The sequence below is a fragment of the Umezawaea sp. Da 62-37 genome, from assembly GCF_032460545.1.
GTDB lineage: Bacteria > Actinomycetota > Actinomycetes > Mycobacteriales > Pseudonocardiaceae > Umezawaea.
Window position 1 is genome coordinate 7,366,885 of record NZ_CP135965.1, and the last position, 19,141, is coordinate 7,386,025.

The 19,141-nt window shown below is 65.7% G+C and carries 14 protein-coding genes and 1 tRNA gene; 7 read left to right on the forward strand and 8 right to left on the reverse strand.

Annotated elements, in window-relative coordinates:
* Positions 1 to 25 precede the first annotated feature (25 nt).
* The gene (locus RM788_RS34045) at positions 26 to 1,288 is read left to right on the forward strand and encodes an MFS transporter (RefSeq protein ID WP_315922788.1); all 1,263 of its coding nucleotides are present in this window, start codon (positions 26 to 28) and stop codon (positions 1,286 to 1,288) included.
* 419 nt (positions 1,289 to 1,707) lie between these two features.
* The gene (locus RM788_RS34050; protein ID WP_315922790.1) at positions 1,708 to 2,895 is read left to right on the forward strand and encodes a cytochrome P450 family protein; all 1,188 of its coding nucleotides are present in this window, start codon (positions 1,708 to 1,710) and stop codon (positions 2,893 to 2,895) included.
* Here the strand turns inward: RM788_RS34050 and RM788_RS34055 are convergent.
* A complete protein-coding gene (locus RM788_RS34055; protein ID WP_315922792.1) occupies positions 2,892 to 5,279 on the reverse strand; it encodes an ATP-binding protein in 2,388 nt (795 codons plus the stop codon). The two genes, RM788_RS34050 and RM788_RS34055, sit on opposite strands and share 4 nt — an antisense overlap.
* A gap of 353 nt (positions 5,280 to 5,632) precedes the next feature.
* Here RM788_RS34055 and RM788_RS53100 point away from each other — a divergent pair, with 353 nt between their 5' ends.
* Both RM788_RS53100 and RM788_RS34060 read left to right on the forward strand, forming a co-directional pair.
* Positions 5,633 to 5,830 (forward strand): nucleoside hydrolase, encoded by a 198-nt coding sequence (locus RM788_RS53100; RefSeq protein WP_399340905.1) that lies wholly within the window; start codon positions 5,633 to 5,635, stop codon positions 5,828 to 5,830.
* Positions 5,760 to 6,620, forward strand: coding sequence for a nucleoside hydrolase (locus RM788_RS34060; RefSeq protein ID WP_399340907.1), 861 nt, complete (start codon positions 5,760 to 5,762; stop codon positions 6,618 to 6,620). The genes RM788_RS53100 and RM788_RS34060 overlap by 71 nt, the downstream gene beginning before the upstream one ends.
* Here RM788_RS34060 and RM788_RS34065 read toward each other — a convergent pair.
* Positions 6,610 to 8,886, reverse strand: coding sequence for a tetratricopeptide repeat protein (locus tag RM788_RS34065; protein ID WP_315922796.1), 2,277 nt, complete (start codon positions 8,884 to 8,886; stop codon positions 6,610 to 6,612). The genes RM788_RS34060 and RM788_RS34065 overlap by 11 nt on opposite strands.
* 833 nt (positions 8,887 to 9,719) lie before the next feature.
* On the opposite strand from RM788_RS34065, the gene RM788_RS34070 reads away from it, so the two are divergent.
* Complete coding sequence (locus RM788_RS34070) at positions 9,720 to 11,000, forward strand: GGDEF domain-containing protein (protein WP_315922798.1); 1,281 nt, start codon at positions 9,720 to 9,722, stop codon at positions 10,998 to 11,000.
* Positions 11,001 to 11,769: 769 nt separating this feature from the next.
* On the opposite strand, the gene RM788_RS34075 is transcribed toward RM788_RS34070, so the two are convergent.
* Positions 11,770 to 11,934 (reverse strand): hypothetical protein, encoded by a 165-nt coding sequence (locus tag RM788_RS34075; protein WP_315922800.1) that lies wholly within the window; start codon positions 11,932 to 11,934, stop codon positions 11,770 to 11,772.
* A 48-nt stretch (positions 11,935 to 11,982) separates the two neighbouring features.
* Here RM788_RS34075 and RM788_RS34080 point away from each other — a divergent pair, with 48 nt between their 5' ends.
* Positions 11,983 to 13,110, forward strand: coding sequence for a hypothetical protein (locus RM788_RS34080; protein WP_315922802.1), 1,128 nt, complete (start codon positions 11,983 to 11,985; stop codon positions 13,108 to 13,110).
* A 36-nt stretch (positions 13,111 to 13,146) separates the two neighbouring features.
* Here the strand turns inward: RM788_RS34080 and RM788_RS34085 are convergent, their stop codons facing one another.
* The 4 genes from RM788_RS34085 to RM788_RS34100 form a co-directional block, all read right to left on the reverse strand.
* Positions 13,147 to 13,659, reverse strand: coding sequence for a hypothetical protein (locus tag RM788_RS34085; RefSeq protein WP_315922804.1), 513 nt, complete (start codon positions 13,657 to 13,659; stop codon positions 13,147 to 13,149).
* 299 nt (positions 13,660 to 13,958) lie between these two features.
* Complete coding sequence (locus RM788_RS34090; RefSeq protein ID WP_315922806.1) at positions 13,959 to 15,893, reverse strand: tyrosine-type recombinase/integrase; 1,935 nt, start codon at positions 15,891 to 15,893, stop codon at positions 13,959 to 13,961.
* Positions 15,894 to 15,985: 92 nt separating this feature from the next.
* Positions 15,986 to 16,058: transfer RNA gene (locus RM788_RS34095), tRNA-Arg, on the reverse strand.
* 126 nt (positions 16,059 to 16,184) lie between these two features.
* Positions 16,185 to 17,252: a LacI family DNA-binding transcriptional regulator gene (locus tag RM788_RS34100; RefSeq protein ID WP_315922808.1), complete on the reverse strand. Its 1,068-nt coding sequence runs from the start codon at positions 17,250 to 17,252 to the stop codon at positions 16,185 to 16,187.
* A gap of 95 nt (positions 17,253 to 17,347) precedes the next feature.
* On the opposite strand from RM788_RS34100, the gene RM788_RS34105 reads away from it, so the two are divergent.
* A complete protein-coding gene (locus RM788_RS34105) occupies positions 17,348 to 18,547 on the forward strand; it encodes an MFS transporter (protein ID WP_315922810.1) in 1,200 nt (399 codons plus the stop codon).
* Here the strand turns inward: RM788_RS34105 and RM788_RS34110 are convergent.
* The gene (locus RM788_RS34110; protein WP_315922812.1) at positions 18,513 to 19,118 is read right to left on the reverse strand and encodes a DUF3558 family protein; all 606 of its coding nucleotides are present in this window, start codon (positions 19,116 to 19,118) and stop codon (positions 18,513 to 18,515) included. The two genes, RM788_RS34105 and RM788_RS34110, sit on opposite strands and share 35 nt — an antisense overlap.
* Between the last annotated feature and the right edge of the window lie 23 nt (positions 19,119 to 19,141).

Here is a 19,141-nt window from a genome sequence, read left to right on the forward strand (position 1 = left end):
CGATGTGTGCAGGGGGAGTGGTCACATGACCGCCAGCGGACATGCGGGTGCACGACGGCGGCTGCGGGCGTCGCGGTTCGGTGCTGCCTTCGCCATACCCGCGGTGCGCGCCATCTGGATCGCCGAGCTGCAGTCGACGATCGGCGATCTGCTCGCTCGTGTCGCTCTGATGCTGCTGGTCTACCAGCGCACCGGCTCGCCGATCTGGACAGCGCTCACCCTCGGTTTGAGCTACCTGCCCGATCTCGTCGGCAGCGTGACACTGTCCTGGCTGGCCGACCGCCTCGACCGCAGACTGCTCGCAGTCCTCTCCGCCACTGTGCAGGCGGTGTTGTTCGCGGTGATGGCGCTTCCCGGCGCACCGTTATGGCTGATCATGGTGCTCATCGCGCTCAGCGCTGTCGCGCTCGCCCCCTATCGCGCCGCGTTGCAGGCGGCCTTGCCCGAGCTGGCGGGCCGAGGTGACGCCCTCGGGGATGCCCAGTCCCTGCTGGCATTCACCCGCCAAGTCGCCCAGGTCGCGGGCTTGGCGCTCTCGGTTGCCGCGGTGACGGTCATCGGCCCGCAGTGGGCACTCACCGTGAACGCCGCGACGTTCGCGGTGTCCGCCATCCTGTTGTGGGTCGCCCTGCCGCCCCTGCCGGCCCCCGCCCCGACCGGAACCGATGCGACGACTTGGCGGCGGTCGATGACCGGCGGACTCGGAGAGCTTCGCCGTAACCCACAACTGCGCGGACTGACCGGACTCCTCTGCCTTGCCGGAGTGGTCGCCGTTCCGGACGGGATCGCGGCCCCGCTGGTGGATCAGCTCGGGTCGGAACCCGCATCGATGGGATGGCTGCTGGCCGCGCATCCCGTCGGCATGGCCCTGGGTACGTACCTCATGCCCCGTGCCGCCGACACGGCCGGCAGGCTGATCGGACCGCTGGTGCTGCTCACGCTGCTTCCTCTGGTGATCGCCGGCGTCGTGCTCAGTACCATCCCCACGCTGTGGTGCGCTCTGCTGCTGTTGACGTTCTCCGGGGTCGGCATGGCGTTCCTCCCCACCGTGCAGACCCAGTTCCTTCGGCACTCGCCGGACCACCTTCGAGGCAGTCTGGTCGGGTTGGGGCGCACCGTGATGCGGTGCAGCCTTGGGGTGGGCGTCGTGCTCGGGGGTTTGGTGGCGCAGTGGTCGGGCTCCACGGTGCTTACGATCGCCGGTGCGAGCGTGTGCGGCCTGCTGATCGCCCGCTGGAGCTTGCGTCGTTGGCATACGGACTACACAGTTCCGTCCACGACCAACTAGTCCGCCGACTGCACAGTTCTGACGATGCGCCGCTCGGAGCCGATGACGCAACCTGATCCCGGTAGACCGACAGGCCTACCGGCGGTCACGACGACCGGAACCATCCCTCTAACACCTACCGGGTGCTCGGGGGGACCTACGGCGCTTCACGAGTTGGAGCACACCGCAGCTGCTGGGGAGCGGACTGCGGGGCGCCGGATGCCGATTACGCGTCGTGGTGATCGTGAACGGGGAGTAACACCAACCGGGGCAGGGACGGGCAGGTGGGCCCAGGCGATGCGCAGGGGCCCACCCGACCGTCTCCTCCTGATCCTGTGCCATCACCACATCCCAAGGCCCTCCTCCCGCGGGAACGGCACACAGCCGTGGGAAGGGCCGCCGTGCCGACACCGACACCAACACCGACCTCGACGATCGCCATGTTCAGCGAGCACTACTGGGACCAGCACGCCGAGGTCGAGGACACACTCCGGGCCCAAGGCCCGGCACACCGCGTCGCACTGCCCAACGGAGTACCTGCCTGGGTGATCACCGGCTACGAGGCGGCACGCACGGTCCTCACACACCCCGCGGTGAGCAAGGACTCCGCCCGGCTTGAGCGGGTCATGACCGCGGCGATGCGGCGCGCCGGCCATCACGAAGCCGAGCTGTCGGGGATGTTCCGCGGCATGTTGTTCGCCGACCCGCCCCACCACAAACGGCTGCGCGAGCCCGTCGCCAAGGCCTTCACCCCTCGCCGCATCGCGGCCCTGCGGCCGCGCGTCGAGCAGATCACGAACGATCTGCTCGACGCCTTGCCCACCAACGCGCCGGTCGACCTCGTCTCGGAGTTCGCGTTCGAACTTCCCGTCACCGTCATCTGCGAACTGATGGGAGTCCCGGTGTCGGATCGGGAACCGTTCAGGGCATGGACCGCCGACCTCATGGAGGACCACCCCGATGTCGTCGGCCCCGCCAACGACGCGATGGCCGCCTACTTCGCCGAGTTGATCGCGACCAAGCGCCGCACACCCGGACACGATCTGCTCTCAGCGCTCGCCACTAGTTCGGAGGCGACGGACGGCCTCACCGACGACGAGCTGATCGGCACCTGCTTCCTGCTGTTCGTCGCAGGACACGAAACGACGACGAACCTCATCGGCAACGCCGTGCACGCGACACTGCGCCATCCCACCGCCTGGAGCGAACTCGCCGCCGACACATCGCTGGCCGCGGGCGCTGTACGCGAGACACTGCGCCACGACAGTCCCGTACGGATGGCAACCCACCGCATCACCATCGAGCCCATGACCATCCAGGGCACGACCATCCCCGCGGACGAGGTGGTCCTGGTGTCCCTCGGCGCCGCCAACCGCGACCCGGCCTACTACCCTTGCCCGACCGAATTCGACCTGCACCGCGACGACACAGCTCCGCAGCTGTCGTTCGGCCACGGCCTGCACTACTGCCTCGGGGCCGCACTCGGGCGCATGGAAGCCGAAATCGCCCTGAGCCGACTGCCCAGCCGATTCCCGCGCTCACTGCCCACCGATGAACATCCCCTCAGGCGCAGCCGATCAGTGATCATGAACGGGCCCGAGCAACTGGGTGTGATCCTGCGCCGCTAGCGCGCATTCTCGTCGATGCGCTGATCGCGATACCACTGCGCGAGAGCCAAACGATTACGCATCCCCAGCTTGCCACGGGCATTGTGGACATGACGCACCACAGTGGACTCCTCGATACCCAGACGACTGCCGATCTGCTTGCTCGTCAACCCATCCGCGACCAGGCCCGCAACCTCGAACTCACGCTCACTGACCCCGCCGGGAAGCACCCGACTGCCCGACATCGCACGCTTGACCACCCACGCGCTCGCAGGCAGTTCGGCGAGTCCCGCCTCGACGACCTGCTCCAACTGCATCGCCTTGCCCAACGCCTCGCTGACCGCGTAGTCCGAAAAGGCAGTGCGCGAATGGTCGAGCACACGTTCCTGGAGCCGCTGGAAAGCTCGTAGACCCGGCAGGAAGACCCGCGACACCTCCTGCTGGGTGGTGGAGCCACCCGACAGCAGCGCCGCGAGTTCGTGCTGGCCAAGCCGCGAGGCGATGAGGGCCAACAGCCACAGGGTCCACGCCACTCCCCACTGATCACACATGTTCCACTGCTCGCGCAGTGCCTCTCGCGCCAGCCGCCAGGCCTCCTTGAGATCGCCACCATGGGTCAGCTCGTAGAGGGCACGCCCCCACTTCGCCCAAGAAATGCACCATGGCGCGTTATGCGCCTCGGCCGAGACCAACACGCTCGCGGTCACCCTGTCCGCGTCGTCCTTGCGGCCCACGAAACATGCCGCGAATCCGGCGAACAGACCGATCATGTGCGTGACACCGGGGTAGTCGTCCTGCGGCGAGGACTCCAGCGTTTCCAACAGCAGATCCACCGAGGCACGCGCCCGAGTGGCGTCCGCTTCGGTGAGAAACCCGAATGTTCCCTGCACATAACCCAAAGCGGCATGATCCTTGACGCAGCCTGCCTGCTCGGCGATCGAGTGCGCCTGCCGCAACAACGGCAAGGCGATGTCGGGGTGGCCCTGAATGGCGGCGATCCACGCGCTCTGGCACAGCGCACTGACCATCAGTGGGCCTCGGGAGTGGAGGTTGGCGGCGATCGCTTCTTCCGACAGGGCCAGGTTCTGCGCGAGCATCCCACCGAAGATCGCGGCACGGGTGCTGGAGAGATGGACCGACATCACCAAGGCCAGTTCCGTCTGCTCCGGCTGCGATGTGTAGTAGGCGACGGCTTCCCGGTGGTTCGACCAGTCCTCCCGCAGCGATCGCAACCACTGCAGTTCGCGGGGACTGAACCAGTCCCGCGCCGCTTTCTCCGCCTCGTTGCGGTAGTGCTCGGCGAAAGCCGCCTGAACTCGACCGAGGTCGTCGTTCTCGGCGAGCAGTTGCCGGCCGAACAACCGGATGCTCTGCAACATCCGGTAGCGGGTGCGATGCGACGTGGGACTTGCCTGTTTGGTCAGGATGGACTTGCGTACCAGGTTGCCCAGCAACGATAGGATGTCCGCGGCAGCGACGTCACCGCCCGCGCACACCTGTTCCACCGCGCCACGATCGAAGTCTGCGGGGAAGACCGACAACCGCGCCCACAATGCCAGTTCCGCCGGCGTGCATCGCGTCGCGGACAACGAGATGGCCCGTGACAACGCCTGGTGGCTCTGTTGTCCGGTCGGGTCGCCGTCGACAAGCAGCCTGAAGCGCGCAGTCGTGTCCGGCAGGACCAACTGGTCATAGATGTCGCGCAAGGTCATTTGCCTCAACAACCCCGCAGCCAACTCGAGCGCCAGCGGCAGGCCGTCGAGCAACGCGCACAGTTTGTTGATCAACGGGATATCGTCCTCGGACACTTCCTCGTCAGCGGCCCTGGCCCGATCGACGAACAGCTGTACCGCTTCATCCGGCTTGGTGTTGTCGGACCCGCCTGCGTCGTCGTGGTGGCCGGTGACCCTCAACGGTGCGAGTTTCACCAGTTGCTCGCCCGTGAGCCCGAGGCTTTCCTGGCTGGTCGCCACGATCCGAACCTGCTCGCAACCCTGCATCAGGGTGCGCACGACCTTCTGCACCGCGGGCAGCAGATGCTCGCAGTTGTCCAGGATCAGCAGGAGTTGCTTGTCGCGCAACGCCTCGATCAACCGTGCCAGGCCTTCCGTACGGGTGTTGTCGACGATCCGCAGCGCTTCGGCGATGTTGTGGGCGAGCGACTTGGGGTGCTCCAGATCCGCCAGGTACACGATCCACACCCCGTGCCGATACCGGTCTCGGACCTGTCGACCGATCTGTTGCGCCAACCGCGACTTGCCGACACCGGGAGGTCCGGTCACGGTGACCAGGCGTGGCCCATCGTCGTGCTCGACGTGGTTTCTCAATGTCGTCAACTCGGAGGTCCTGCCGAAGAATCGGTTGATCTCCGCAGGGAGGTTGCCATCGGGAGTCGAGATCTTCACCGGTGGGCCCTGCCGTTCGCGTCGCGACGGTGTCTCCGCGCCGGCATGGGCAGCGGCAGCGGTCGAGAACTCTCGGTGATCATGCGCCCCCCGGCAGGTCGTTCGGTCGTGTCCGCATGTGGCCTCAGGAGGCCACCGGGCCGCGATGGCACCAACGGTCGTAGTGGCCTGACCATTGTATTTCTCTGCAGGCCCGAATATTGCGGACAAAGGCGCCGATCGCTGTTACCACTTCGGTTAACACTACGAGTGGTCACTCTGTGTCGATGAATCGTGCAGTTCCGGTTAGCCTCCCGCCCTTGGCGGGGTCGCAGGAGGAGATGTGAACGGATGTCGGAGATCGAAAGCATCTTGTGGCGGATACCGACCGCTGGGCCGATGACGCACTAGCGTTGCTCTTCCTTGCCGCGCGACCCAACGTCGAGCTGATCGCGGTCCGGTCGGCGTACGACAACGTGTCTTCACCGGTGGCCGCCGAGAATGCGCTGCGACTACTCGACGTCTGCGGGCTCGACCCTGTACCTGTCGCTGTGGTGCCGACGCGTCGCTGATCGGTGGGCGGCCGACGACCGCCGAGTTCGATCATGGTGCTGCGGATGGCCTCGGGGCGCGGTCCGGTCCCGTCTCCTCTCATCGACACGGCGGGAGGGCACAGCCGAGCAACTCGTGCGACTGGCCCGCGATCGACGCGGCGAGATCTCGTTGTTTGCGTTGGGGCCGCTGACCAACCTCGCCCACGCCCTCACGATCGAACCGGAGTTGCCGATGCTGTTACATGAGGTGGTGTGGATGGCGGGCAGGGATCGGGTGCCCGGCAACATCACCTCGCAGGTGGACACCGACACCTGGCACGACCCGGAGGCCGCCCACGCCGTCCTCGGCGCGGGATTCCGGATGACGATGGTTCTGATGGACGCCACCAACCACGCTTGGGCCGGAGAACAGTGGTTCGGGCGTCTGGCACGACACGGCAGCCGGCAAGCGACCTACGCCCACGATGTAGTCGGCCACTACCTCGACTTCTACAGCCGCTTCGACGTCACACGCCGTGGGGAACGCGGATGCCTCATGCAGGACCCGATGGCCGCTGTGCTCTTGGTGGAAGCCGAGATGGCGACCTTCGAGAACCATGCTGTCAGTGTGGAGTTGGCCGGTACTTACACGCGAGGGATGACGGTGGTCGACCTTCGCGGCTATGACACTACGATGGATCCGACATCGTCGAGGCCTCCCATCCGCGTCGCGACCAAGGTGGATCACGTGGGGACCAAGACTTTGGTGATCGACTCTTTCACTTCGCGGTCCGGTGATATCAACACCACGGACCAGATCAGCGCCTGATCTTGACCAGCTGAGCCAATCGTTCGGCAACATCGCGTGCGTTCTGGTCGTCGCCCAGTTCGTGGTAGTGGGTCAGCGCTTGAGCGAAGGTGGTGCGGGCCGACGCGATGTCGCCGGCCCGATAGTGCGTCTCTCCCAGGCTGTTGAGGCTGGTGGCCTGCCCGGCGAGGTCACCGGCTTGCAAGCGTAGAACCAACGAGCGTTCCAAGGCGTTGATCGCTTCACGATGATGGCCGAGCATGCCCTCGGCATGTCCCCGTTTGGCGAGGGTCCATGCCTGGCCGTAGGCGTCGTCCAACTCGAGAAATGCGGATAAGGCCTCATCCCAGCAGTGGCGGGCCTGATCGATGTCGGCCAGTTCGGCGTGCGCCTCACCCATACTGGCCAGCACGATGGACCTGCCGTGCGGACGCTTCTCCGTGGCGGCGAACAGGGGCAACGCCCGTCGAAAGTGCGCCAACGCCGCGGAGGCGTGGCCGCGATCCACCGCCAGGAATCCCAGTCCGGCCAGGGACCAGGCCTGTCCGTGAATGTCGCCGACCTGCTTTCGCAACTCCAACGAGCGTCCTACGGCACGCTCGGCCGCGTCGTACTCGCGTCGAGTCCTCAGTAGGAACCCCAGGTTCGCCAACAGCCAACCCTCGCCGTAACCGTCCGCGGTGGTGCGCGCGGCCTGAATGCCGAGGTGGTGAGTACCCAGCCACACGTCGGTAGGCCGCTCGAGCAACAGCCAGCCCCACAAGGTCACCGGCAACTGCCACGCCCACACGAAAAGCTTGTGGTGCACAGCCAACTTCGTCACGGGAACGAAATTGGGTGCTTCCACGCGATACCAGGCGAGGGCATCGTCGCCGTCGGCGAAGGCCATCGGACAGACGCCGTCACCGTGCGGTTCCGGGACCAAAGTGGTGGTGCGCTGCGGAGCCAAGGCGATCTCGGCCGCGTGGGACGTGTGCACGTACCACGACACCAACCGGAACGCCGCGGCCTCACGGTACTCGTCGGGTTCCTCGTCGAGCAGTCTGCGGGCGTAGGCCCGCAGCAGATCGTGCACCTGCCACCGGTTTCTCGCGACCTCGGCGATCAGGCGTGCGCGTGCCAGTCCTTCCAAGACGAGCCGGGACTCCGGCGAGGTCATCACGAACAACGCCGCCGCGGCACAAGTACCGATCTCAGCGCCGGGGTGCATGCCCAACAGCCGGAACGCTCGTGCCTGGTCACGGGGCAGTGCCCGATAGGACCACGAGAACACCGCGTGCATCGCCGCGCCCGTGCCATCCTGGCTCGTCAGCGACCCCAACAACTCCGACGCATCGAGCTCGGCATTGAGCTCCGCCAAACTGTGGAAGGGATGCTGCGCCACCCGCTCGGCGGCAATACACAGCGCCAGCGGAAGCAGACCACAAGTACGCGCCAACGCGGCGGCCTCATCCTGCTCGTCGGCTACACGCTCGGCACCGATGATCGAGCCCAGAAGCGCGAGGGCGGATGCCTCGTCAAGCGGCCCCACGGACAGCAGCGCGGCACCGGCGGTCCGCGCCAGACCGGTCAGGTGGCCCCGGCCGGTCACGATCACCGAACTACGAGGTGACAACGGCAGCAGCGGCTCCACTTGAGCGGCATCACGCGCGTTGTCCAGGATCAGCAGCATCCTCCGCCCATGGCTCAGGCTCCGGAACAAAGTCGACCGTTCGGTGAGTCCGCTGGGCAAGTCGGCGGAACGGACACCGAGCGCGTGCAGGAACTCCTTCAGCACCTCGGCGGGATCAACCGGCGCCTGATCCTGGGCGTAACCCTGCAGATCCCGGTACAGCACCCCATCGACATGATGCTCAGCCACGCGCCGCGCAGCCGCCAAGGCCAGTGCGGTCTTCCCGGCTCCCGGAGAGCCGTCGAGGACCATTACGACCATCCGACCCTCTGGACGCGTCGAGCCCGCGACCAGGTCCTCAAGCTTCGCAAGTTCGGCATCACGACCCATCAACGTCCCCAGCGCCGCCGCCGGGAGCTGCGCGGGGCGTGGCCATCCCGAGTGCTCTGCCAGTTCCCGCGCCGCCAGCGCCACCAGCTCGCCACCGGCGTCAAGGACTTCGTCACACCGGCGCGCCAGATCCATCGTGGGCGCGACCAGTTCGTTCTCCACCTTGGACAGCGTGGAGTAGGCGACGAACACCAGCTGGTCCAAGGCGCGCAGTCCCAGTTTGCGTTTGCGTCGCAGTTCCCTGAGTCGAGGCCCGAACGACAACGGCCGGTCGCTACTGATCATGCGGTTGCCCCCGTCATGTGGTCTCGTCCTGCCATGTTTGCTGTGAATCACCGTGCGCCCGGACCTCGGCACGAGCTGTGATCCAATGTCACTGACTGTGTCGTACCAGGAACCGCTCGCAGCTCAATCACACTGCAACGTCCGGCCTGCTGCCGATCATTCCTCGCAGGCCCAACTCACCCGCTAAGTCGTTTGCACAGCTCACGACCTGAAAGCGCCCGACACCCCCATGCGGGAGTGTCGGGCGCTTGCCGAGTCCAGGGTCGTAACGCTCTGTACGGGCAGCCACAGCGGCATCATTACTCACGCTGTTTCAGGGCCGCCAACAGGACACCTGAACTGTCACCCGTTCGGGCTACACAGAACCGTGGATTCTGCTACTCATTGTCGACTAGACAAAGGTCTGTCCGGGTGAAACAAGGTTATGCCTGAGCTTTTCCGGCGGTCCAACGCTAGCTTTGCTGACAGGCAGACAACGCCGAACAAGCTCTCGCGAGCATCGCCTGAACTCGCTCCACCAGCGCAAATGCAAACCGTGACGGACTACCACTCGACCTCGCCAGGTCGCCGAACGGACAGCCACTCCACCTCACCAACGGACTGCACGGACAGCCACTCGACCTCACCGGATCGGGCGGTCGACACAACACCGAAACGGGGGAGCAGTGCACAACGGACGTCGATCACGACGGCCTCCAAACAGGATTGCGCACACGCAGCCGCCGCCGACCTCGAACAGGTCGAACGGAACCACCGCGCGTGCTGGGGAGTCACGAGCCGCCCCAAGCATCCCGAGTGAAGCCGATTCGTCCAAGGGCCGATCGGTCCTACAAGTGATCACCACCTGGATTCGCGACTGGACCCTGTGGTCGTTGCCGCCGCAGGCGCTGCTCTACGTCCTCGCCATCGAAATTCTCACAGCCGCACTACTTGCCGATGCCCTGCTCGACGGCATCAAACTCACGATCCACCAGTACGGTCACCTGGCCGTACTGTTCCTCGGTGCGCACCTGTACCAAGCCTTGTCCCGCGGCCAAGAAGATCGACGCCGCGCCCACCACGGCTCCCAGGGCCATCACATCGACCTGGCCTCGACGTTCTCCTTCCCCGCGGCACTGCTCCTACCCCTGCCGCTGACGGCGCTGCTGATCATCACCGTGCGGATAGCCCGCTACCCCATCGCTCGGAAACCCCTGTTCAAGTACACGATGACCACCTCATCCATCCTGCTCGCGGCAACCTCGGTCCACTACCTGCTGCGCGCGGCAGGAGGACCCGTGATGTTCAACGGGATGTGGACGCCCCGCGCTCAGACACTGCTCCTTGTGACTGCCGCAGTGTTCAGCGTCCAGCAGCTGCTCGTGATCAACTGTGTCGCCGCCTTGGCCACCGGCAAACGCCCAACCTCCCAGCAACTCCTCGGCGACCGCGAAGCCCTCGCCCAAGTCGCCTTGGGCATCGGGATGGGCATAGTGCTGGTCACCACCGACGCCGCACCTGTAGCTGCCGCCGTACTTCTCGGCATCGCCGTCGTGATCAACAGCCTGGTCGCCGCCCGCGAACGAGGCCGCCGCGACGGCGGCACCGGCCTGGTCACCAAGGCACGCTGGATCGAACTGGCCACCAAATCCCTGTCCACGGCCAAGCGGGACGGACGCACCCCAGCCGTAGTGGTCATTGATCTCGACTTCTTCAAGCAAGTCAACGACGGCCACGGCCACCTGGTCGGCGACATGCTGCTGCGCGAAGTCGCACTGGTCCTGAGCCGAACCATCCGAAAGGCCGACGTTGCTGGTCGCTTCGGCGGCGACGAGATCGTCGTCCTACTCGCCGACGGCCTCGACGCCGCGGTGGTGGCCGAGCGAATGCGCTCGGAGATCGCGAACATCGCGCTGGTCTTCGAGCGCAGCAGAGGAGGCGAGCCCGTTGTGGTCACTGGTTGTACAGCCTCCATCGGTGTCGCCATCACCAACCAGCCTGATGTCGGCTGGCAGACCTTGCTGGGGTCTGCGGACACTGCCGTGTACCAAGCCAAGGAGGATGGTCGAGACCGCGTTGTCCTCGCCCCACCCCTGCCGGACTCGAACATCTCGACAGCTGCATACGAGTCCTGAAAACAGCGTCATGCCGTCCCTTGGCGCACGGTCGAGGACGTGATGGAGGCGAAGAAGCAATACGACGCGCACAAGGTGGCGGGCGCCTCAAAGCAGAAGTGACCCGACCACGGGCGCGGTGCTGAGCCGCAAATGCGCCCTCGGCTCCGGTGTGAGCACACGGAGCCGAGGCCGGACCGCCAGCGAACCCGCTAACTTCGTCTCGACGGCCGTGGTCTCGGGCAGTCTTCTCCGGTTGCGCCAAGGGCGCGGTCGGTGCCGCAGGCCCGCGCGTCGGGTTGCGAAGGGTCGCACGGCAACTCCCAGACAGCGAGCATGCACGCCCGCAGCATGAACGACATCCTTCGCGCCCCCATCGAGAAGTCCCGATCACCGATCAGCAACAGGTCATCGAAACCTTCCTGACGACGTGACAGCATCGACGGAACTATGGCGGTCACCACCACGCGCCTACGGTGTTCGCGCTCTTCATCGTGCGCTCCACCAAGGTGTCGTTGTGACGCGCGTCGGTGAGATCCGCGCCTGGCCCGTAGCGAGGCCGCCACTCCCGCACGGATGAACACCTTAGGTAGGGCTCGCCGCAGACGTCGTCGACGTCGAGTGCGCCCTCGCCCAGCGTCCAGTCCTGTCAGCTCCTTGCCGGCCGAGTCGCAGCCGGTGACCAGGCTTGTGGCGGCAGACAGACCACGGCAAGGTCGACCAGCAGCGTTGCGCGGCTCTGATCAGGTGCACCCCGACGCCGCGACCGCCGCCGGGGTGCACCGAAGTGTCATGCGAGGTGTGGCATCACCTCGCTCCACAACGTTGCGACCGCGGTCACGAGCAGGACGAAGGTGATGATCAAGCGGTACATCGCGGCCGCCAACGACCGCAGGGTGTTGAGCACGTTGCAGACCGTTCGGGCCCACCGGATGAGGCGATTCAGGTTCGGCATGGCACAAGTCTGATGAGGACCTATCCAGGGGGACTAAAGTCAAAAATCGTGGTAGACGAGGTCGAGATCCGAAAAAGGCTGACGAAGCACCTACGCGGCGCCGTGACGGAGCGGGAGTGGGATTTCCTGCTGAAGCGGCGAGTCGTCGGGGAGTTGTTGGAGGCCGACGACGATGGACTGCAAGAGGAACTGGACGACTGCATCTCGTTGATCAAGAACATGCGGGCTGTGTATCCAGACGTCGAGCCGGTTGGTTCCACGGCCCCAGAGGAAACTCTGGCGCCGGTCTCGGCCAGCTCGCGCTCAGCTGACGTCGGCGCGCGGTCGACTGCATATGCCTTGGCGTTGAGCGAGAATGTAGCAGCCGAAGCCGACCACGACCGTCAGATCGCCGAGTTCCGCAAGGAGTTCCTCGCTGCCGGCCTCATCCAGCTCGATCAGGTCGAAGACTGGATCGCCGAGCACACCGACCGCGATGAGGATGTCCGGCAGGCGCAGGTACTGCTCCCGCCTGGCTGGGAGTTCGGGCAACCACTGCCAGGCGCGGTGAACCGGGTGTTCGTCGACCAACTGGCTTATGTCGCTCCGGGCTTCAGCCACGTTCGCATGGTGGTCGTGGCGCCGGGCACGGTGCTGGGTCGCCTGCGTCGGCTCGCGACCGGCTTGGCGGTCTCGCACGGCTGGGAGCCGGGCCAGGCAGCCACCTGGGTGCTCACCGGCGTGACCCCGCTGATCGGGCTGATCAGAGTCACCGAAGGAGCCGAGAACATCCGCGAGCAGCGCTGGACGGCGTGGTCGGAGCGGATCACTCTCGATGTCCATCCAGCAGTCGCACCTGAAGAGGTCGCGGACGCCTACCGCGCGGCCCGCGCCCGGTTCGACAATCACCGCACTGACGGGAACTACCGCGCACGGTCCCAGTTGGTACCCCAGTTGGTGCTCGCCCGGTTCGTTGCCAGGCCTCGCGCGCAAGGAGTTCCTTGGGAGACTCTGCGCAAGCAGTGGAACTCTTGGATTCTCGTACAAAGCGAACACAGCGGTCTCAAACGCTTCGACTTCGAGAGCACGTTCCGGCGCGCGGGTCTCCTCGCCTGCAAGCGGGTCCTCTACCGCGGACTCTTCGCCGGACGCGGCGCAACGGCTGCCGCACTTGCCAATGATCAGGACGACCAGTGATCGGTACTCGGCCGAGTGCCGTCCGGGCGATGCGGGTTACGAGAACCACAGGTTGGGATCGGGGTTGGCCAGACCCAATTCCGAGAGTTCGTCGTCGGTGACCTCAGGAACGCCCAGTGCTCGGGTGTGGTCGCCGAGCGCCGTCTCGAAGTCATCCAAGCGGCTGCTCACTTTGGCCAACTCGGTCCCGACCTGCTCGCAGAACGCGGCGTCGTGCAGGAAAGGCATCCGGTCGCGCATGAAGCGGTGCACGAGATAGTTGCGGGCCTCGACTGCACGGTGTGCCTCCTCGTCCAGTTCGGCTGGCAGGTCGGCCGCCGCGACGAGGTTGCCCAAAACTCCGCGATTCCAGCCTTCGATCTTCCCCATCCGCTGTTCCAGAGTCATGCCGCGCTTCTGGCGATGCGCCAGGATGCCCCAGAAGGCAAGCTCCAGAACCTGGAAGCGCGCGAGTATTTCGCCGAAGGCGCCGAATACGACGAACCTGGCCACGTTTCCTGTGTCGGGGTTGTACCCGCCCTGATCGCCGTTGTGCTCCACCAGTTTCACCCTCTCGTCAACGCCAAGCGCGTCGAGCCTTCTGAGTCCGTGTGCGGCGCTGTTGTGATCATCGCCTAGAAAGCCGGGCGCAAACAAGAGCTTGTCGAACTCGATGGTCCTAATTTTGCAGGTTGCCCGTCTGTGGCAGATCAAGCTTCCCTACGAGCGGCACGTTTTCAGAGAAAGGCCCAGGGAGCTACATGCCCTGCTGGGACACGGCGGCGTTGGCAGTTGCATTCATCGTGGTTGTGGCAGAAGCGCCTAGTTTAACGAAGGGTATCGACGTCCCGAAGTCGGAAGCTCGAATTCTACGAGGCAGCTGGCTCTGCGCGTCCGACTGGCAGGCGCCTGACGTTGTCATCAACCGTCCTGTCCGGTACTGGAGAAGTGGCGAAGGTACTCAAAATAGTAGCATCTCCTGGAAGTCGAATGTCAACTTCAAAGTCGCCAATCTCTGATTCATCAATGCGGCGTCGGCGCATCGCATCTGCGAGCAACTGGCGAATCTTATCCAAATCGTCGGGGGCTACCGAAGCGGTGATCTTTCTAAATGGCGATCCTAGGTGGAGAATGTCGAGTTCCACCAACGGTGTACTGGCTTGCGTTTGAAGGATGTTCGGCTTGTGTTCAATTGTCGAGATCCGTGCAGGCGGCTCTGTTGCTGCTGGAGGCGTTGTTGCCTCATCTGAGTTCGAGCTAGACCAAAGAACTCGAGTCCTAATGCCACGGCCAGCTGAAATAAGTCCCTCCTCTTTCAGAATGCCAATGGCACGGTTCGCGGTACCAGCGGATACGAACTTCTCCTGTGCGAGTTCGACTGTAGTAGGGAACGGGTTCTCCGGCCCGAAGTGACCTGACTTGATCAAAGTTCTGTACTCTGCAGCAACCAGCTCAAACGGGTACGGATCTCGCTTCTTTTCGGCTCGCCCTGTCGGTCGTGGCGGGAGATGATCGCCAAGTTTCTTTGCGGCGCGCTGATCTGCGGCATTGGTGAATGCGGCATATACGCGCATCGTGGTGGTTCCGCCACCTGCATGGCCGACGCGTCCCGCGATGGTGCGAATGTCCACGCCAGCTGCTATCAGCTCCGTGACATTGTAGTGCCGCAAGGCCTTGAGAAGCGTCTTGATTCCAAGCTGCTCGACCAAGCGTTCGTACTTCTGGCTTACTGTAGAGGGTATTAGGTATTTGCTCCCGTCGGGCGAGTCGGAAAAAATGTATCCGTCATCTTTAAGTGTCATACCAAACGCGGCTGCCCTTGCTTCGCAGTAATTTCGATAATCCTCCAGGACGGCAATGCTTTCGTTATCCAGGATGATGAATCGGCGCTGATTAGTTTTTGTTGGTTTTTCCCATGTCTTTTTTCCTACCTGGGCAATGCTTCGATTGATCTCAAGTTGCCACTCGCATCCGACTTCCGAACATTTGTGTTCAGTATCGTGTAGCTCTTTCTTGTGACGCTTGACAATTTTGTTCCATCGATGAGCGCAGTTTTCCCCTCGTCGAGCACCTGTGCACATGGCGATCCAGACGAAGGGGCCGAAGATTGGATCACTCCAGCATTCGTTAATAATCCTGGCTGCTTCTTCGGGTGTTGGAGGATCCGGTTCGGGATTTACTGCCGGAGGCGGGCTTGCAAGTTCGGCAGGATTTTCGGAGAGCCAGTTCTCGTCCTGCTGCATCGCCCACTTATAGGCGCCGCTAAGACAAAAGTGCATCTGGCGAATCGACGAGGCGGAAAGTGGGCTGCACTCATGAGGCGTGCACCGACTATCGCATTCATGCTTCATTCGAGTTCGGTGATCGATGTTGACCTCTAATGGGGTGCAGTGCATTCGACATCTAAGAAGTTCTGCATAGAACTTATTCAGCGTTCGATTGGTCGTTTTGCTGATTTGTTCTTTGCCGATAAGTGGGTAAATATGAGTTTTGGCTTTCCGGATATAGCCATCGAGGGTTGTGCCCTCGACGCGCCCTGGGGTCAGGTACAGCTCCAGCAGTTGCTGGTTGGTCAGTGAGGACTTTGAGGCCTTACCTTCGTCGACCTGATGCAGTAGTCGAGTGCGTACTCTGCGTGCGCGATCCCAGGCGTCGTCCCCTGCCGGGACCGTTTCGCGAAGCCAGATCTCCTTGCGGGTGATCGGATCTCGACCCGCGTACACGCGAACCCGCAGCGCTCCGCTCTTCAGCGTCTCGAAACCCTGCTGGTCTCGCGCGGCTGGATCCTTCTTCCGGCGCGTCATGGGTACAAGAATAGCTCGGACGCATGCCACGACCTATGCCACGCGTCCGAGCTATCGACCCGATCTTCACCTGTTTTGCCTGGTCAGTGCAGTGCCCCCGGCAGGATTCGAACCTGCGACCTCGGGATTAGAAGTCCCTCGCTCTCTCCACTGAGCTACGGAGGCTGGAGGGGTGCCGACCACGTGCCGTAGCAGCGTAGCCGCCCCCACCGTGCTCATCGCCGGAAGACGTTTGACCGTTTCCGTTCGGAGCCCCGAATCTTGGTCAAGAACGGCCGAAAGTGACGCAGATCACTTCGGTGGGCAGGTGGAGGCCCGTACGACGAGGTCCACCGGCACTCTGATCGGCCCTCCGGGGCTCTCGCCGTCGAGCAGTCGCAGCGCCAGCTCGCCGGCTCTGCGCCCCTTCTCGGCCAACGGCTGCCGCACCGTCGTCAACGGCGGGTCGGCGTGCTTGGCGTCCGGCACGTCGTCGAAGCCCGTGACGGACACGTCGGCGGGTGTCGCCAGCCCGGCGTCGCTCACGGCGCGCAGGGCGCCGAAGGCGAGTTCGTCGGACGCGCACAGGAGGGCCGTGGGTCTGGGGTCCTGCCCCAGGAGCCATCTCGTGCCGGTGCGGCCGAGCTCGCGTCTGCTCGCGCCCGCCTCCCACGTCGGCACGTCGGTGACGCCCGCGGCGGCCAGCGCGTCGAGGAAACCCGCCAGCCGGTCCCTGGTGACCCGGAACGAGGCTTCGGCGCGCCCGTCGACCGGCCCGGACCTGCCGCCGGGGTGCAGCGCGAACGTGAGCACGCCGAACCGGCGGTGGCCGAGCGAGAGCAGGTGTTCGGCGGCCGATCTGGCGCCGCCGACGTCGTCGACCTCGACGCGGGCGGTGCCGGGCAGCACGGGCTGGTCGATCACCAGCAGCGGCAGGCCGCGGGCGCGCACGGCGGCGAGCGCGGGCGCGTCGTCGGGCAGCGAGTACGCCACGAACACGTCGGCCTGCGCCCTGGCCACGGTCTCCGGACGTGGACCGCCGGTCTCGTTGCCCGGCATCAGCACGAGGCAGTGGTCGCGTCCGTCCACAGTGGACGCCAGACCGTCGAGGACCACGCTGGTCGCCGGATCGGAGAACGCGGCGGTCAGCGGCTGGCCGAGCATGAAGGCGACGGCGGCGCTGGACCTGGTCGCGAGGCTGCGGGCCACCGGGTCCGGTCCGGCGTAGCCGAGTTCGAGCGCGGCGGCCATGATCCGCTCCCGCAGCGCGGCGGACAGCTGGTCGGGCCGGTTGTAGGCGTTCGACACCGTCGCGCGCGAGACCCCGACGACACCGGCGACGGTGTCGAGGGTCGGCTTGCGCGGTCGGGCGGGGTCCACGGTCATGAGGGTAGCCAGTGGCGCCGGCAATCGGACTGGACGGATCTGAAGCGCTTCAGTCATCCTGGACGGGACACCTTCGGAGGAGGACCGCCATGCCAACGCCCAGACCGGCCGTGTTCATCGTCTTCGTCTTCAACGGCGTGGTCTTCGGATCGTGGGCCGCCCGCGTGCCCGCGCTCGCCACGCAGGTGGGGGCGAGCGCGGGCACGCTCGGCCTGTCGCTGCTCGGCGCCAGCGCAGGCCTCGCGCTGACCGCCCCGTTCGCCGCCCGCGTCTGCGCCGCCGTCGGAGCGCGCCGGGTGGTGCTGGTCAGCGGCGTCGTGAGCGCGCTCGTGCTGCCCGTCCTGGCCCTCGCGTCGACCCCGCTGCAACTCGGACTGGCGCTGTTCCTGCTGGGGTCGGGCATCGCCGCCCTGGACGTGTCCATGAACGTCGCCGCCGTCTCGGTGATCCGCGAACTGGACCGCCCGCTGATGCCGCAGTTCCACGCGGGCTTCAGCTTCGGCGGCCTGATCGGCTCGCTCGGCGCCGCGCTGGCCGCCGCGGTCGGGTGGACGCCGATGCCGCACTTCCTGCTCGCCGCGGCCGTCTGCCTGGTCGTGCTGGCGTGGTCCTACCGCGCGGTGCCCGGCGGGTCCGGTGAACGGCACCGCGAGCAGGAGGTCGGCCCGCAGCCGCCCGTGCTGCGCCGTCCGGTCCTGTGGCTGCTGGCGGGCATCGCGTTCTGCTCCGCCATCGCCGAGGGCGCGTCGGCCGACTGGTCCGCGCTGTTCCTGGTGCGGGAGCGGGGGATGGGCGACGCCGCCGCGGCCGCCGCCTACGCCGTGTTCTCCGTCACGATGGCCTGCGCGCGCCTCGCGGGCGAACCCGCCCAGCGCCGGTGGGGGCCGTACGGCCTGCTCGCGCGCGGCGCGGTCGTCGCGGCGCTCGGCCTGGCCTCGGCCGTCCTCATCCCGGTGCCCGCCACGGGCTACCTCGGGTTCGCGCTCGCCGGACTGGGGCTCGCGTTCGCCTTCCCGGTGATCATGGACCTGGCGGGCGACGCGGGCCGCCGCGCCGACGGGACCGGTGGCGAGAGGGAACTTGGCCTGGTCACGACCGTCGCGTACACGGGGTTCCTGGCCGGGCCGCCGATCGTCGGCGGGCTCGCCCAGCTCAGCTCGCTCACCGCGTCGCTCGGCTTCGTCGCCTGCGTCTGCGTGCTGATCGTGCCCGCGGTCCGGTTCGCCGCCCGCTCCCGCCGTCGTGAACTGGCCGCTACGCGACCGGAATCCGAGCCAGCGCGGCCTTGAGCAGGGGTGCCATCGCGACCACCATCTGGTCCGGAACGCCGCCTGCCTGGGACATCGCGACCAGGATGCTGCGGTTCGCGTTCACCGCGATCGTGGCCGTGCACACCTCCTCGGACCCGGTCAGCTGGCAGAACCACCACGTCGAGTGCCCCTCGACGAGCTGCTCCTTGCCGTTCTTCTGCCGGTCCCGCACCTGCTCGTAGCGCTGGTACAGGGCCGTCACGACGGTCCGCCCGCCCGTGCTGCCGTCGTCGAGCAGGTACTGGCACGACTCGGGGATCGTGTCGTCCTGCCGCCGGGACTCCCGCTTGAACGGGCCGATGCCCTTGAGGTCCGCGGCGTCCAGCATCTTGCACGGGTCCACGCCCGCGACCGTGCGCGGCTTGGCGATCTTCGGAGCGGGCCCGGCCGCGGTGGAGGCCGAGGTCGAGGACGGCGCCGCCGACGTCGTCCGCGGCGCGTCGGGTGTGCCGCTGGGGTCCGGCAGCGCCGAGCCGTTGATCGAGTAGCTGCAGCCCGCGAGGGCCAGGGAGGCCAACAGCACCGGGAGGGCACGAGAAGGGCGGGTCACGGGGCGAAACCGTAGTGGGTGCG